9 protein-coding genes are annotated in these 14,199 nt (G+C 73.4%); 6 read left to right on the top strand and 3 right to left on the bottom strand.

All coding sequences use genetic code 11. The features are described from left to right. Nucleotides 1-22 precede the first annotated feature (22 nt). On the top strand, nucleotides 23-1,642 hold the full coding sequence (locus ACT2CW_RS23400) for a sensor histidine kinase (protein WP_445518151.1): 1,620 nt from the start codon (nucleotides 23-25) through the stop codon (nucleotides 1,640-1,642). A gap of 291 nt (nucleotides 1,643-1,933) precedes the next feature. Here the strand turns inward: ACT2CW_RS23400 and ACT2CW_RS23395 are convergent, their stop codons facing one another. Both ACT2CW_RS23395 and ACT2CW_RS23390 read right to left on the bottom strand, forming a co-directional pair. Beyond that, nucleotides 1,934-2,422 (bottom strand): SUKH-3 domain-containing protein, encoded by a 489-nt coding sequence (locus ACT2CW_RS23395; protein ID WP_164436696.1) that lies wholly within the window; start codon nucleotides 2,420-2,422, stop codon nucleotides 1,934-1,936. 92 nt (nucleotides 2,423-2,514) lie between these two features. After that, nucleotides 2,515-3,036: a YwqJ-related putative deaminase gene (locus ACT2CW_RS23390; RefSeq protein ID WP_164436668.1), complete on the bottom strand. Its 522-nt coding sequence runs from the start codon at nucleotides 3,034-3,036 to the stop codon at nucleotides 2,515-2,517. A 196-nt stretch (nucleotides 3,037-3,232) separates the two neighbouring features. On the opposite strand from ACT2CW_RS23390, the gene ACT2CW_RS23385 reads away from it, so the two are divergent. The 3 genes from ACT2CW_RS23385 to ACT2CW_RS23375 all read left to right on the top strand — a co-directional run bounded on the left by ACT2CW_RS23385 (nucleotide 3,233) and on the right by ACT2CW_RS23375 (nucleotide 8,640). Continuing rightward, nucleotides 3,233-4,210 (top strand): HNH endonuclease, encoded by a 978-nt coding sequence (locus tag ACT2CW_RS23385; protein WP_037950910.1) that lies wholly within the window; start codon nucleotides 3,233-3,235, stop codon nucleotides 4,208-4,210. A gap of 5 nt (nucleotides 4,211-4,215) precedes the next feature. Continuing rightward, entirely contained in the window at nucleotides 4,216-7,455 is a 3,240-nt protein-coding gene (locus tag ACT2CW_RS23380; protein WP_445518150.1) for an SUKH-4 family immunity protein, read from the top strand. A gap of 264 nt (nucleotides 7,456-7,719) precedes the next feature. Next, nucleotides 7,720-8,640 carry a hypothetical protein gene (locus ACT2CW_RS23375; protein ID WP_051572952.1) on the top strand — a complete coding sequence of 307 codons (921 nt, stop codon included), beginning with the start codon at nucleotides 7,720-7,722 and terminating at the stop codon, nucleotides 8,638-8,640. A gap of 34 nt (nucleotides 8,641-8,674) precedes the next feature. Here the strand turns inward: ACT2CW_RS23375 and ACT2CW_RS23370 are convergent, their stop codons facing one another. Beyond that, nucleotides 8,675-10,249 carry an MFS transporter gene (locus ACT2CW_RS23370; protein WP_445518407.1) on the bottom strand — a complete coding sequence of 525 codons (1,575 nt, stop codon included), beginning with the start codon at nucleotides 10,247-10,249 and terminating at the stop codon, nucleotides 8,675-8,677. A 470-nt stretch (nucleotides 10,250-10,719) separates the two neighbouring features. Here ACT2CW_RS23370 and ACT2CW_RS23365 point away from each other — a divergent pair, with 470 nt between their 5' ends. Continuing rightward, complete coding sequence (locus ACT2CW_RS23365; RefSeq protein ID WP_182471651.1) at nucleotides 10,720-11,508, top strand: ABC transporter ATP-binding protein; 789 nt, start codon at nucleotides 10,720-10,722, stop codon at nucleotides 11,506-11,508. Then, nucleotides 11,505-14,075 (top strand): ABC transporter permease, encoded by a 2,571-nt coding sequence (locus tag ACT2CW_RS23360; RefSeq protein ID WP_445518149.1) that lies wholly within the window; start codon nucleotides 11,505-11,507, stop codon nucleotides 14,073-14,075. Before ACT2CW_RS23365 ends, ACT2CW_RS23360 begins: the two co-directional genes overlap by 4 nt. Nucleotides 14,076-14,199: the final 124 nt, after the last annotated feature.

Here is a 14,199-nt window from a genome sequence, read left to right as displayed (position 1 = left end):
GCCCGGCCGTAGGCTGGTCGCTATGAGTTCGACGGGGGAAGAGACCGCGGGCGCGCGGGGCGCGCCCGCGGGGCCGTGGTGGTGGGCGCGGCGGCGGAGCATGGGGCTCGATGTCCTGCTCGCCGTGGCGTCGTCGATCGAGTGCGCGGCGGAGGGTGTCGGATTCGCCCACGATGCCCGGATTCCGGTGGCCGCCGGGGTGCTGATCGGGGTGCTCGTCGGCGCCACGCTGGTGCTGCGGCGCCGCTGGGCGATCGCCGTGGTGCTGATATCGATCGCGGTCACCCCCGCCGAAATGGGTCTGCTGCTCGGCGTCGTGGGGCTCTACACCCTCGCCTCGTCCGAGGTGCCGCGCCGGATCACGGCGGTGCTGGCCGGGATGGCGGCGGTGGGCAGCTTCCTCGTCACGGTGATCGGCCTCCGCCAGGACAATCCGCAGAGCGGTCTGGGGACCTCCGTGTGGGAGGCCCCGATGTTCGCCATGGTGCTCACCCTGGGGCTGACCGGCCCGCCCGTGCTGCTGGGGCTGTACGTCCGGGCGCGGCGACGGCTGGTGGAGAGCCTGCGCGAGCGGGCGGACGGTCTGGAACGGGAGCTCTCGCTGCTCGCGGATCGCGCGGAGGAACGGGCCGAGTGGGCCCGTAACGAGGAGCGGACCCGGATCGCGCGGGAGATGCACGACGTGGTGGCGCACCGGGTGAGCCTGATGGTGGTGCACGCGGCGGCCCTTCAGGCGGTGGCGCTCAAGGATCCGGAGAAGGCCTCGAAGAACGCGGCGCTGGTGGGCGACATGGGGCGGCAGGCGCTGACCGAGTTGCGGCAGATGCTGGGGGTGTTGCGGTCCGAGGACGGTCTGCGGGGGGCGGCGTTCGCCGCCGGGTCCTCGTCTTCCGTTGCTGGGTCGTCGTCTTCCGCCGCCGCTGCCGGGTCTTCCGCCGCCGCCTCTGGGTTCTCCTCCGCTGGGTCCTCCTCTGCCGGGTCTTCCTCTCCCGGCGCCTCCGATGCTGCCGGGGCCTCCGTCGAGGAGAGGCCGCTGGCGGGGGTGGCGGCCGCGGCCTCTGCCGCCGCGGAGGCCGCGGGGGCCGCGGAGGCCGCGGGAGCGGCCGGGAGGGGCGTTGAGGTGGTCGGGGGGCCGCGGCTGGCGGAGCTGGAGGCGCTGGTCGGGCAGTCCCGGGCGGCGGGGATGGCCGTCGAGCTCTCGGTCGAGGGCGAGGAGCGGCGGTACGCGGCTCCGGTGGAGCAGACGGCCTACCGGGTGGTCCAGGAGGCGCTGACCAACGTCCACAAGCACGCCCCGGGCGCGAGCGCCCGGGTCCGGGTGGCGCACCGCACCGCCGAGATCGCGGTCCTGGTCGAGAACGGGCCCTCGGAGCGCGGCGCGGCGGACGCGGGGCTGCCGAGCGGGGGGAACGGCCTGGTCGGGATGCGGGAGCGGGTCTCGACGCTCGGCGGGGGCTTTGTGTCGGGCGCCACGGAGGCGGGGGGCTTCCGGGTGTCGGCGGTCATCCCGGATGGGTCGGATGGGCCGGACGGCCCCGGCGGTACGGGTCGCCAGGGTGACACGGATCACGCGGACGGGGCGTCTCCTACGGCTCAGCCCGCGGACCGCCCCGGGGGCGTTGAGCGGGCGAAGAGCGCCTAAGGGGGCGTCCGACGGAGCTTGGCGCCTGCGGCGGGCTTTCCCCTACCCGCCCCTTCCCGACACCTGACGATATGCGGCTCCGCCGCGTGGGGGGCTCCGCCCCAGACCCCGGGGGCCAGGGGCGGAGCCCCTGCCACGCGGCGGGGGTGAGCGGGCCAAGAGCGCCTGAGCGTTTTGCGGATGTGCCCTGAGTTGCCGTCGTTCGACTGCCGCGGCGTCGTGGCTGGTCGCGCAGTTCCCCGCGCCCCTTCGGCCTCCGCCGGGGCTCGACCAGCCCGGTCGGGTCGCGCCTTACGCACGGGTCAGCCTCGGCGGGAGTGCGCCCGTGATCAGGGTGTTGAGGGCGGCGTCCAGGGTGGGGCCGAGGTACCAGTCCCCGGTGTGGTCGAGGCTGTAGATCCGCCCCTCCGCGTCGATGGTCAACACCGCCTGCCCGTCCGCCTCCTCGCCCAGCGGGCTCATCTCGGTCTCCAGGGCCCGGCCCAGATCGCCCAGGGTGCGGGCGAGGTGGAGGCCGAGCAGGGGGTCGATGCGGAACGGGGTCGGGGCGATCTCGCGGCCCGCGCCGGGCGGCTGGATGTGCAGCCCGCCGAACTCCGCCCATGCCTCGACCGCCGCCGGGAAGACCGCGTGCCGGTGGCCGGCCGGGGAGGTGTGGGCGCGCAGAGTGTCGGCCCAGACCTCGGCACGTTGCATGTCCCAGCGGCCGGGCTGCCAGCCCGCCTCGCGCAGGGCGGCGTCGACGGCGACGGAGAAGCGGGTGACGTCCAAGCGGTCGATCGGCTGCCGCGCCGGGCGTGTCGGCTGCCGTGTCGGGGCTCCCCGCGGGGCCTGGGCCGTCCGTGGTGCTTGTGGTGCCTGATGTGCCTGACTCACGTGCTCTCACCCACCACCCGTACGCCGAAATGGGCCAGCAGCGCGGCGCAGGACAGACAGGGCGGGGCGTAGCTGCCGTGCTGCGGGTCGCCCGCCTCCCGGATCCGGCGAGTGGTGAGTTTGGCCTGTTTGAGGGAGCGGCGGGCCTCACCCTGGGTGAGCGGTTTGCGGGAGGCGCGCTTGGAGCGGCCGGCCTCGACGTTCGCCAGGTGGCGGGAGAGCAGGATCACTTCGGGGCAGCGCCCGGTGAATCGTTCACGCTGGCCGCTGGCGAGCGCGTCGAGGAATTCCCGCACCAGCGGATGGAGCGTCGGCGGCTGGTCGGCTTTGCCCCCGGTGCAGGTCAGCGTATCGCCGCGAACGGACAGCGCGGCCGCGACGGCGGGCAGGATGCCGTCGCGGCGGCGGTGCAGCGGCGGTGGGCCGGCGTCGGGGTCGACGCTGCTCCATCTCAGCCGGGGGTCGCCGGCCGCGGGGGTGGCGCCGTCGCCGCCTCCGTTGCTCTGCGTGATGTGCATGTGGTGGATCCCTCCCTGTGCAATCCCCCGGTTGCAATGATCAGATTGCCAAATCCCGCGGGCGCTGCGGTAGTCCGGGCCTGAACGACCTGGTGGGGACGGAGGCCGTCGTGAGGGGGGATGGCCGCCCGGTTCGGACGGTTGCGTCACCGCATAGGCTGTGCCCAGTAGCCAGCATCAGCAGGGGGCAACCGCCATGACGACAGGTCGGCTCGGGCAGCATGCCGCGCCACCGAACACGGCCTACGCCGGGCAGGTCGTGCACTTCCCGGATCCGGTCCGGGCCGCGCGCCACCCCAAGGGTGTCCGCGTGGATGAAAACGGCTTTCCGGACTTCTCGCCGTATGCGCGCGCGGCCGCCGAAATCGCCGAGCCCCCGGAGGGGTTCGGCGTCGACGAACTCCGGCTGACGGACTACGTCTCGGCGAACGCGGCGCTGCACGCCACCGGGCACGAGCTGTGGAACGGGGCGTCGGCGGTGGCCACCCCGCACGGCTGGACCTGGCACCACGTCGTCGGCACCCGGCGCATGGAGCTGATCCCGGTCGAGGTCAAGGCGCTGCTGCGGCACCACGGCGGGCTCGCCACGGCGCAGGTGGACCAGGAGAAGCGGGGCACCCGTCCGCTTCAGGAGACCCGGCCGATGCATGTGGGCCTGCCGCTGCGGGGCATCTCGGTCACCGAGGAGCAGGTGCTCGGCGTCGAGGAGGACCTCGGCTACCGGCTGCCCGACGCGTACCGCGCCTTTCTCAAGGCGGCGGGCGGCTGCGCGCCGGTCGGCACGGCGCTCGACCCGGAGCTGGGGCTGCTGATCGACCAGCCCTTCTTCACGGTGCGCGACGAGGCCGCGGTCAATGACCTCGTCTATGTCAACAAGTGTCTGCGCGACCACTTCACCAAGGACTATCTGGGCGTCGGCTTCGTCCAGGGCGGGGTGATCGCGGTCAAGGTGAAGGGTGACGCGATCGGCTCGGTGTGGTTCTGTGCGTATGACGACGCACGGGACCGTGACGGCTGGACGGTCCAGGAGCGGGTGGAGCGGCTGTTGCTGCCCTGCGGCGACGACTTCGACGCCTTCCTGCTCCGGCTGGCGGGCAATCCGCCGGAGCTGGAGACCGTGGCGAACCTGATGGTGGACGGTGGATTCGCGTACGCCGTCCCGGTGGAGGGGTGAGCGCGATGGTGACCTTCGCACAGGCGCAGGAGCGCGCGGAACTCTGGATCAACGGCGATGTGCCGGCCTATCAGCAGCGCGAGGCGCGGGTCCGGGAGTTCGACCTGGGCTTCGTGGTCTGGGCCGAGGACCGCCCGGACGGCCCGGTCTCGGGCAGCGGTGCCGAGGGCACGCGGATGGTGATCGCCCGCGACAGCGGCGAGACCACGCTGTGGCCGGGGCTGCCGGTGGGCGAGGTGATCCGCCGTTACGAGGAGCGGTACGGCACGACCGACGGCTCCCGCGACGAGTCCACCACCGGGCGGCAGCAGCGCATCGATCTGAACGCGACGTCCTTCCTGCTCACTCCGCCCGAGTGGTTGCAGGAGGCGGCGGACGCGATGAGCAGCCGGTCCGAGGGGCGGCTGGACATGCCCGAGCAGCGGGCGGGGGCGGAGCCGGATGCCGCCGCCGCGGCTGACGGTTCCCCTTCGGTTCCGGGTCCTTCGGCGGCTTCTGGTCCTCCCGCTCCGCCTGCTCCTTCGGCCGCGGGGTCCGCTTCACCTCCCTTGCCGCCGGAGGACAACTGGCCGCCGGCCGGTGGGCCGGGGGCCGGGGCCGCCGGGCCCGGGGCGGCGGGACACAGGTCCTCGGGCATGGACGACTGGCCGTCGGACGGCGGGGCGCGGAGCGCCGGTCCTGACGCGCCGTACAGCGCGCCGGGCGCGCCGCCCGCTCCGCCCGCGCCCGTGCCGGGTGCGCCCCGGGACCGGGACGGGGCGGTGGACGACTGGCCGTCCGACGGTGTCGCGCGCCCGCTCGCGGGCGACCGGCCGCAGGACGGCCCGCCCGCGCCGGGTGCCCCGTCCGGGCCCGGCGCCCCGTCCGGGCCCGGCGCCCCGTCCGGGCCGGGCGCCCCGTCCGCGCCCGGTGCCCCGCCCGGCGGTGAGGGCTGGCGGAACGCGCCGCCTCCGCCCCCGCCCGGTGGCGGCAGCCCGTGGGCCCCGCCCACGCCGGGCGCCGGTACGCCCTCCTCGGGTGGTCAGGCCGACAACGCGGCCACACCCGGCGGCAGTACGCCGTGGGCCGGTACGGACATCAAGGGCGACGATGACGACGACCGCTCGGTCGCCCCGCCCGCCACGGTCTTCGCCCCGCCGCTCGCGGGCTCCGACGACGAGGACACCCCGGCGCCGGGCATACGGCCGGACGCCAAGACCGAGTTGATGTCCGGCGGCAGCGCGCTGCCGCCCACGGCCATCGCCCCGTCCCTCGACTTCCCCGGGCAACAGGGCGGCCCCGGCGCCGGTCCCGGTGCCGGTCCGGGTGCCAATCCCAACGCGAGCGACATCGCGGACGCCGCCACCCGTAAGGCGGGCGGCGGGCCGACGCCTCCGCCGCCCGGTGCTCCGGGGACCCCGGGTGCGCCCGGTACCCCCGGCGCCCGGCCGGGTGCGGACTCCGCGCCTCCGCCGCCCGCGCCGTCCGGTCCCGGTGCCCCCGGCGCTCCGGCCGGGGGGTACGTACCGACGCAGCTGGTCTCGCAGCTCGACTCCGACAGCCTCGGCGGCGCCCCGCGGCCGCCTGGTGCGCCTGGTGCGCCGGGTGCTCCTGGCACCCCCGGTGGTCCGGGCACGCCCGGCCAGACCCCGCCCCCGGGCACCCCGCAGCCTCCCGGCCCGCCCGGTGCCCCCGGTGGTCAGGGTGGTGGGCAGACGCCGCCTCCGCCCGGTGCTCCGGGTGCGCCCGGTGGCGGTGTGCATGCCGCCGCGACGATGCTCGCCGGTGGTCCGGGTACGCCCGGTCAGACCCCGCCCCCGGGCACCCCACAGCCTCCCGGTCCCCCTGGCCCTCCCGGCGCCCCTGGCGCCGCCGGTGGTCAGGGTGGTGGGCAGACGCCGCCTCCGCCCGGTGCTCCGGGTGCGCCCGGTGGCGGTGTGCATGCCGCCGCGACGATGCTCGCCGGTGGTCCGGGCACGCCCGGCCAGGCCCCGCCCCCCGGCACCCCGCACCCGCCCGGCGCGCCCGGCGCGCCGGGCCAGGGTGCCCCGTCCGGCCCGCAGCCGCCCGGCCCACCCGGTGTCCCCGGTGCGGGTGGTCCGCACACGCCGGGCGCGGCCGGGCCGCCGTACCCGGGCGGACCGGGCGCCCCTGGCGCGCCCGGCGCCCCCGGTATGCCCCCGCCCGCCGGCGCTCCCGCGCCGGGGCTGGCGCCGCCTCCGGGCGCGCCCGCGCCGGGGATGGCGCCGCAGCCCGGCTATGCGTATCCGCCGCCGCCCCCCGGTCAGCCGACCGTGGGCCCGGGCTATATGGCGGTGCTGCGCTACCGCGCGCAGGACGGCTCGGAGCAGCAGCTGATCCGCCGTTCGGCGCCCGGCACCCCGCATCCGGAGTGGCAGATCCTGCATGAGCTGCGGGCGATGAACGTCCCGCCGCAGCAGGTGCTGGAGCTCCACACCGAGCTGGAGTCCTGCGATCTGCCCGGCGGCTACTGCGCCCGGATGATCCGGGAGAGCTGGCCGCAGGTGCGGATCAGCCACACCGCCGCGTACGGACGCGATCACGCCACCCGGCAGCAGGGCGTACGGCATCTGCTGGAGCACCAGGGCGAGCTGCACCAGGTGGCGGACGGCCCGGCCCGTCCGGCGCCGAACCGGGTGCCGCTGCCGCACCCCAGCCAGGTGCAGCCGATTCCGCCGGTGCCGCCGGAGGGGCTGGCGCATGAGCTGGGCCAGGCGTTCGGGCCGCAGGGCATCGTCCGCTTCGACCAGCGGGCGGTGTCGCGGATGGGCGTTCCGGAAGTGGTGGCGCAGACGCTGGTGTGGGCGGGGCTGCCGCTGGACTTCGGTCCGTTCTTCTGGGCGCAGGCCCAGGCGGGCCGCCCGGTGCCGACGCTGGCGGAGCTGGCGGCGGAGCGCGGGGTGCAGTCCGCGCCGGACGCGGGTTCGTACCTGGTCATGGGCAATGACTTCGGCCGTCAGCTGTGTGTGCAGTACGGCACGGCGAACATCGTGGCGGTGCCGCTGGAGGCGACGCCCCAGCCGACCCCGCCGCAGTTCGTGAACACCGGGCTGCCGGAGTTCGTGCGGTGCATGGCGCTGCTGGGCCGGATGTGGCGGCTGCGGTACGGGCTGACGCCGGACCAGGCGGGCCGTTGGACCGTGGACTTCCAGGCGCAGCTCGCGGGTCTGGACCCGGCGGCGCTGTCCACGCCGGACAACTGGTGGGCCGTGCTGCTCGAGCAGATGTGGGACGGCCTGCTGTAAGCCCGTTGTGCGTCCGCCCGCGCGGCCCTGACCGCGCGCCACCGGACGCACCGCGCGACCGAGGAACGCGCACCGCGCGACCGAAGAACGAATGGCGATCGAGGCGCCCGACCCCCGTGACGGGGGCGGGCGCCTCGTCGTTGTTGTCACCGGCGGCGCTCCCGGCCGCGGATATGGGCGGAGTGTCGCGTTATGGGGATGAGAGGCCATCTATAAAGATGTGCGCCGAAGCGCGTTGCATACCGGACAAAAGGGGTTCCAAGGATGGGCGCATCGGTGTCACGTCATGGCTTCACCATCGTCGGCGGACGGGGCCGTGGCTACCGTCCCGCGCAGGTCGAGCGCTATGTGGCCGACCTGTCCGAAGCGCGGGACGCGGCGTGGGAGCGCGCCGCGCGCCTCACCGTACTGGCTAACGAGCTGACCGCCGAGGCTGAGCGGCTGCGCGAGGTGATCTCCCAACTGGCCCCCCAGACCTATGAGTCCCTCGGTGACCGGGCCCAGCTGATCCTGATGGCCGCCGAGGAGGAGGTCGTCTGTCTGCGGGCGGCGGCCGAGGCGACGGCGCAGGAGGAGTGGGAAGCCGCGCAGGCCGTGGCCCGAAGGGTGCGGGACGCCGCCCGCGACGAGGCCGAGCTGGTCCGCGAGGCCGCCGAGGTGGCGGCGCGCGCCACCTTGGAGTCGGCCCAGGTGGATGTGGACGAGCTGCGGGCCGTCTCGCGCCAGGACGCCAAGGAGTGGCGGGCCCAGGCGCTCGCGGAGCTGAAGGAGATGCGGCAGCGCACCGCCGGGATCCTGGCCGAGCAGGAGCGGGAGCACGCCGAGCGGTGGGAGGCGGCGGGCCGCGAACTGGCCGAGCGGGACAACGCGATGACGGCCCGGCTGGCCCAGCTGGAGGAGTACGCCCGGGCCGGGCTCGCCGACGCCAAGCGGGAGTACGGGATGGCCGAGCAGGCCGCGCGGCTGCGGCAGGAGGACGCGCAGGCGCAGGCGGCGGAGATCATCGCCCAGGCGCGGGCCCGGGAGGAGCGGCTGGCGCGGGAGACGGAGCGGACGCTGCGCGAGCACGTGGAGCGGCGCGAGGAGCTCAAGGCGCATCTGGAGCATGTGCGCGGCAGCCTGGCGGCCCTGACCGGCAAGCCGGTGGCGGAGGACGCGACGGCGGCCCCGCACCACGAGTCCTGAGCCCGCCGCCCGGCCTCAAGGACCGGGCCGCCATTCACGCGTCCGCCCCTGCCCCCGCCTCCGCCTCCGCCTCCGTACGGACCGGGAAGCGGCGCGGGGCGAGGAACACCAGGGCCAGCAGCGCCAGCAGCGCGGCGGTCGCCGAGCCCAGATAGACGTGGTCGACGGCGGTGTCCACGGCCCGCCGCAGATAGTCGGCCGCTTGGTCGGTGAGGGTGCCGGGGTGCTCCAGGGCGCGCGAGACCGAGTCCAGGTCGTCGGGCAGCCCCGGCCGGATGGCGTCGGGCGCCTCGGTCAACCGCGAGGCCAGCGTCGCGTTGGCCACGGCGCCGAAGAGCGCCGCCCCGACGCTCTGGCCGACCTGGCGGCAGAAGAGGATCGAGGCGGTGGCGGTGCCGCGCTCGGCCCATCCGACGGACGACTGCACCCCGATGATCAGCGGCAGCTGGAACAGCCCGAGCGCGCCCCCGAGCAGCAGCATGATCAGCGCGGGCTGCCAGGCGGCGCCCGGATAGGGCAGGAGCGGGAAGGCGGCCAGGATCAGCGTGGCGGCCGTCATCCCCGTGATGGCGCAGCGCCGGAAGCCGACGCGGTTGTAGACGCGGCTGCTGAGCGCGGCCGCGATCGGCCAGCTCAGCGTCATCGTGGACAGCACGAACCCGGCCGGTATCGGTCCGAGCCCCAGCACCGACTGGGCGTAGGTGGGCAGAAAGACGGTCGGGGCGATCATCAGCAGACCGAGCGCGGCGAAGGCGATGTTCACCGCCGAGATGGTGCGGCGGTGCCAGACCCACCCGGGGATGATCGGTTCGGCGGCGCGCCGTTCGATCCACACGGTGGCCGCGGCGCACACCGCGGCGCCGCCGAGCATGGTGAGCGAGGGCGCGGACAGCCAGCTCCAGGCCACTCCGCCCTGGACGAGCGCGGTCAGCAGCAGCCCGCCGCTGAGGAACACCCCGAGCGCCCCGGCCCAGTCGACCCGGGGGCGGCTCTCCCGGTGCCGTCGCGGTTCGTGCAGATGGCGGGTGATCAGGGTGAACGCCAGGGCGCCGACCGGCAGATTGATGAGGAAGATCCACCGCCAGTCGGCGTATCCGGCGAGCACTCCGCCGATCGCGGGGCCCGCCACGGAGGACAGCGCCCACACCGAGGAGAGCCTGGCCTGGATCTTCGGGCGCTCCTCGAGCGGGTAGAGGTCGGCGGCGACGACCTGGATGGTGCCCTGGAGCGCTCCGCCGCCCAGCCCCTGGACGACCCGGAAGGCGATGAGGGAGGCCATGTTCCAGGCCCCGGCGCACAGCAGCGAGCCGATCACGAAGAGCACGACGCCCGCGAGCAGGATGGGCTTGCGCCCGAAGGTGTCGGAGAGCTTTCCGTACAGCGGCAGGGAGACCGTGACGGCGAGCAGATAGCCGGAGAAGAGCCAGGAGAAGACGGAGAAACCGCCGAGGTCGCCGACGATCTGCGGGACGGCGGTGGAGATGACGGTCGAGTCCAGCGCGGCCAGCGACATGCCGAGCATCAGGGCGGCGACGACGGGGCGGCGGCCGCTGGGGGCGGGGGTCTCGGAGTGGGGCTGGGGTGCGGGGGGCCTGGGGTCCGCGTCCATCGGCCGTCGTGCGGTGCCGCCCACGGTGGCGCGCTCCCTTCGCCGGTCCGCGCCGGCACGTGTCCCTGTTGTTCGTACGCCGGACTCGCGTGCGCACGATTCTTGTACGACCCACGATTCCATGCCGGAGCAGGCTCGCGGAAGAACGCATCCGGGCTGTCCAGAGGGCCCGGTTTGAGCCTGACGTGGCGGGAGGGTGCACCATCGACCCCGAGTCCGGGGTCAGACCCAGGACTCACTCCCCTAGGGGATGCCCACCCTGTACTCCTACTCCCGGTTCGTCCGGGCGGATGAGGAGCCTGTCGTCCCCACTTCATAAGGTTGCTACGGGCTGCGCGACGCAGGGGGTGGGGCTAGCCCTACCGCTAAGAGGGAGTCATTCCCCATCGCGGAGGTTCCCGGATCGCGGCAATCTTGATGCGGCGATCGGGGAACAGAGATCACCGATCGGACACCGAAGGAGAAAGACCGTGACAACGGCTGTATCGATTCCCAGGACCGGGGGCAGCGGAGGACATACGGCCGTCGCCGCCCGAGCACGTCAGGTCGTCAAGGCGTACGGCTCCGGGGAGACCCGGGTGGTCGCCCTGGACCATGTGGACGTGGACATCGCGCGGGGGCAGTACACCGCGATCATGGGCCCGTCCGGCTCCGGCAAGTCGACCCTGATGCACTGCCTGGCCGGTCTGGACACCGTCAGCTCCGGGCAGATCTTCATCGACGAGACCGAGATCACCAAGCTGAAGGACAAGAAGCTCACCAAGCTGCGCCGGGACCGGATCGGCTTCATCTTCCAGGCGTTCAACCTGCTGCCCACGCTCAGCGCGATCGAGAACATCACGCTGCCGATGGACATCGCGGGCCGCAAGCCCGACCGGGCCTGGATGGACCGGGTGGTGGAGACCGTGGGTCTGTCCGGCCGGCTCAAGCACCGCCCGAACCAGCTCTCCGGCGGTCAGCAGCAGCGCGTCGCCGTGGCCCGCGCCCTCGCCGCCCGCCCCGAGATCATCTTCGGTGACGAGCCGACCGGAAACCTGGACTCGCGGGCCGGCGCCGAGGTGCTGGGCTTCCTCAAGCGGTCGGTGGACGAGCTGGGCCAGACCATCGTGATGGTCACCCATGACCCGGTCGCCGCCTCCTACGCCAACCGGGTGCTGTACCTGGCCGACGGCCGGATCGTCGACGAGATGTACAACCCGACGGCCGATCTGGTCCTGGAGCGGATGAAGCACTTCGACGCGCGGGGACGGGTGTCATGACCGTCCTCAAGACCTCACTGCGCAACTTCGTCGCCCACAAGGGGCGGATGGCGCTGTCCGCGATCGCCGTGCTGCTGTCGGTGGCCTTCGTCTGCGGCACGCTCGTCTTCACCGACACCACCAACGCCACGTTCGACAAGCTCTTCGCGAGCACCGCCTCCGACGTCACGGTCAGCCCCAAGGGCGCCAGCGACAAGGACACCCGGCAGGGCCGGATCCGTACCCTGCCCGGTTCGGAGCTGGCGCGGCTGAAGCAGGTGGACGGCGTCAAGTCGGTGCTCGGCGACGCCACCAGCCAGTCGGTCACCGCCGCCGACCGCAACGACAACAGCATCGGCTCGGACACCGGCGCCCCGACCATCGGCACCAACTGGGACCCGACCGAGAAGCGCTCGGTCGAGATCACCTCGGGCCACGCACCGCGCGGCCCGACCGAGGTGATGGTCGACGCCGACACCGCCAAGAGCAAGAAGCTGAAGCTGGGCGACGAGGTGCGGATCATCGCCATCCCGGGCGAGTTCCGCGCGAAGATCGTCGGCATCGCCACGTTCCAGGTGACCAACCCCGGCGCCACGCTGATCTACATGGACACCGACACCGCGCAGCGCAAGCTGCTCGGCGCCCCCGGGGTCTACTCCAGCTACTCGCTCACCGCCAAGGCGGGCGTCAGCCACGACCAGCTGAAGAAGAACGTCGTCGCCGACCTCGGCACCGGGGTCAAGGTGCAGACGAAGGCCGAGTCCAGCAAGGAGGCCGAGGACGACATCGGCTCGTTCCTGGACGTGATGAAGTACGCGATGCTCGGCTTCGCCGGGATCGCCGTCCTGGTCGGCATCTTCCTGATCGTCAACACCTTCTCGATGCTGGTCGCCCAGCGCACCCGTGAGATCGGCCTGATGCGGGCCATCGGCTCCAGCCGGAAGCAGATCAACCGGTCGGTGCTGATCGAGGCGCTGCTGCTCGGCGTCGTCGGCTCGATCCTCGGTGTCCTCGGCGGCGTCGGCCTCGCGGTCGGCCTGATGAAGATCATGGGCAGCGCGGGGCTCCACCTGAGCACCGACCAGCTGACCGTGAAGGCCACCACGCCCATCGTGGGCATCGGCATCGGCGTCGTCGTCACCGTCATCGCGGCGTACATCCCCGCCCGCCGGGCCGGGAAGATCTCCCCGATGGCGGCCCTGCGCGACGCGGGCACCCCGGCGGACAGCAAGGCCGGATGGATCCGCGGCGCGATCGGCACCCTGCTCACCGCGGGCGGCGCGGCCTCCCTGGTGGTCGCGGGGAACGCGGACAAGGCGGTCGACGGCTCGATGTTCCTGGGCCTCGGCGTGGTGCTGACGCTCATCGGCTTCATCGTCATCGGCCCGCTGCTGGCCGGTCTGGTGGTCCGTGTGCTGGCCACCGTCGTGCTGCGGATCTTCGGCCCGGTCGGCCGGCTGGCCGAGCGCAACGCGCTGCGCAACCCGCGGCGCACCGGCGCCACCGGCGCGGCCCTGATGATCGGCCTGGCGCTGGTCGCCTGTCTGTCGGTGGTGGGCTCCTCGATGGTCGCCTCGGCCACCGACGAGCTGGACAAGTCGGTGGGCGCGGACTTCATCGTCCAGTCCGACACCGGCCAGCCGATCACCAAGGGGATCGCGGACGCGGTGCGCCAGGCCAAGGGCCTGAAGCACATCAGCGAGGCCAAGGACATCGAGGGCACCAAGCTCACCCTGCCGGACGGCAAGACGGTCACCAAGGACCTCTCGGCCGCCAGCCCGACGTACGCCGAGGACCTGCGCACCCCGGTCGTCGAGGGCGACCTGTCCGCCGCGTACGGCAAGGACGCCATGTCGGTGCCGGAGGGCTTCGCCAAGGACCACAAGGTGAAGAAGGGCGACACCCTCACCGTCGCCTTCAAGGAGGGCCGCACCGCCAAGCTGACCGTCGCCGCGATCACCTCGGACGACGTCAGCCTCGACAAGGGCGCGATGTACCTCAACATCGCCACCGTCGAGCGTTACGTCCCCGCCAAGCTGATCCCGGCGGACGTCATGATGCTGGCGCAGGCCAAGGACGGCCAGGAGAAGCAGGCGTACGACTCCCTCAAGTCCCAGCTGCACCACTACCCGTCGGTGAAGGTGCGCGACCAGACCGACTACAAGAAGGAGGTCAAGGACCAGGTCGGTCAGCTGCTCAACCTGGTCTACGGCCTGCTGGCGCTCGCGATCATCGTCGCCGTCCTCGGCGTGGTGAACACCCTGGCCCTCTCGGTCGTCGAGCGGACCCGTGAGATCGGCCTGATGCGCGCCATCGGTGTCTCCCGCCGCCAGATGCGCCGCATGATCCGCCTGGAGTCCGTGGTCATCGCCCTATTCGGTGCCCTGCTGGGCCTCGGGCTCGGCATGGGCTGGGGCACCACGGCCCAGAAGCTGCTGGCGCTCGAGGGTCTGAAGACCCTGGAGATCCCGTGGCCGACGATCATCACGGTCTTCATCGGCTCCGCCGTCGTGGGCCTGATCGCGGCCCTGGTCCCGGCCTTCCGGGCGGCGCGGATGAACGTCCTGAACGCGATCGCCACGGAGTAATCGCCACGGAGTGGCCGACACGGAATGGCCAACGGGGGAAATGAGGCCCGCTGCCCTCCATGGGGGGCAGGGCAGCCGGCCCACCGACCGGCCCGGTGCGCGACGGGGGAGCGCACCGGGCCGG

The organism is Streptomyces sp. NEAU-174, assembly GCF_052665095.1.
Note: the sequence above shows the minus strand (reverse complement) of the source record. Positions and strands in the feature narration are given on the sequence as shown.